Raw genomic sequence first — 1,373 nt, forward strand, 5'->3', positions numbered from 1 at the left:
TTTAGATGGAATGGTCGCCTCCCGCCTTAACGGGCCGTCCGGCGCCGCAATCTCGCGTCCAGAGCATGCGACATTGCTGGTTCGGCAGCCCAGCCGCCAAGGAGAACCAAATGGAACCCACGACCATTGCCATCGATCTGGCCAAGCGCGTTTTCCAGATTCATTATGTCGAGCCTGAAACCGGCGCGATTCACAGCAAGGTACTCAAACGTGCCCAGCTCGCGCCGTTCTTCGCCAACCGGCCGGCGAGTCGCGTCGTTATGGAGGCCAGTGGCAGCGCTCATCATTGGGCCCGGGTCCTGGCACGGCTTGGCCACGACGTGCGGCTCATCGCAGCTCAGTTCGTGCGGCCGTTCGTGAAGTCTAACAAGAATGATGAGGCTGACGCCGCGGCGATCTGGGAAGCTGCCCAGCGTCCCGGCATGCGGTTCGTGGCCGTTAAGACCGAAGACCAGCAAGCCATGCTGGCGATGCACCGGATACGCCAGCAACTGGTCCGGATTCGCGTCATGCAGGTCAACCAACTTCGCGGATTGCTCTACGAGTTCGGCGTCGTGTTGCCTCAAGGCCGTCGTGCATCGATCGACGCCGCCAAAGCCGCGCTGGCGTCACTGGCCGACGAGTTGCCGGCCATGTTGCTAGACAGCCTGCAGGATCAGCTTTCGCGACTCCGTGCGCTCGATGAGCAGATTGCTCGGATCGAGCAACGCATTCTCAATTGGCGGCGCAATGACGATGCATGCCTGCGCATCTCGGAGATTCCGGGCGTGGGCGTACTCACGGCAACTGCCGCGGTTTCGGTCATTGGACAGGCAAGAACGTTTCGCTCGGGGCGGGAGTTTGCCGCCTATCTCGGTCTCGTGCCGCGGCAGAACGGCTCGGGAGGCAAGATCAAGCTCGGTGGGATCAGCAAACGCGGTGACGTTTATCTGCGGACGCTGCTGATCCACGGCGCGCGATCGGTCATCTCGAGCTCAAAGCACTTGCCGGAGCGTTTGCGTCAGATGCTGTCCCGACGACCAACGAACGTCGTTGCTGTTGCACTCGCAAACAAGATGGCGCGAACAATCTGGGCGCTGCTGGCGCATGGCCGAACGTATGAGGCAGCACCGTCGCAGTAGTCAAGCTTCAATTCCTTTATCCCATCCACGGTTGCACAGGTGATGTTGAAAGATGGCAAGACAGGTTGGACCGCGCAAGGGCAAGCCTGAGACATTTCTCGGACCTCGAGTCCGCTATTTAGATTAGGAACCTTGCGGCGAAATCCATCGGGGCCGGCAGGCACGTCCTGCGATCGAGTCCGGATATAAGTCCGCAACCACCCTCCTCGCCACGATCAAAATTGCCTTGCAAATGGGAGGCGACCATATAAG

Annotated in this window: 1 protein-coding gene; it reads left to right on the forward strand. The window is 60.2% G+C overall.

All coding sequences use genetic code 11. The features are described 5' to 3' along the window. Nucleotides 1-110 precede the first annotated feature (110 nt). A complete protein-coding gene (locus WS46_RS26805; protein WP_059534753.1) occupies nucleotides 111-1,121 on the forward strand; it encodes an IS110 family transposase in 1,011 nt (336 codons plus the stop codon). The last annotated feature ends 252 nt before the right edge of the window (nucleotides 1,122-1,373 follow it).

The organism is Burkholderia sp. RF4-BP95, from assembly GCF_001521985.1.
GTDB classification, from domain to species: Bacteria; Pseudomonadota; Gammaproteobacteria; order Burkholderiales; family Burkholderiaceae; genus Burkholderia; species Burkholderia diffusa.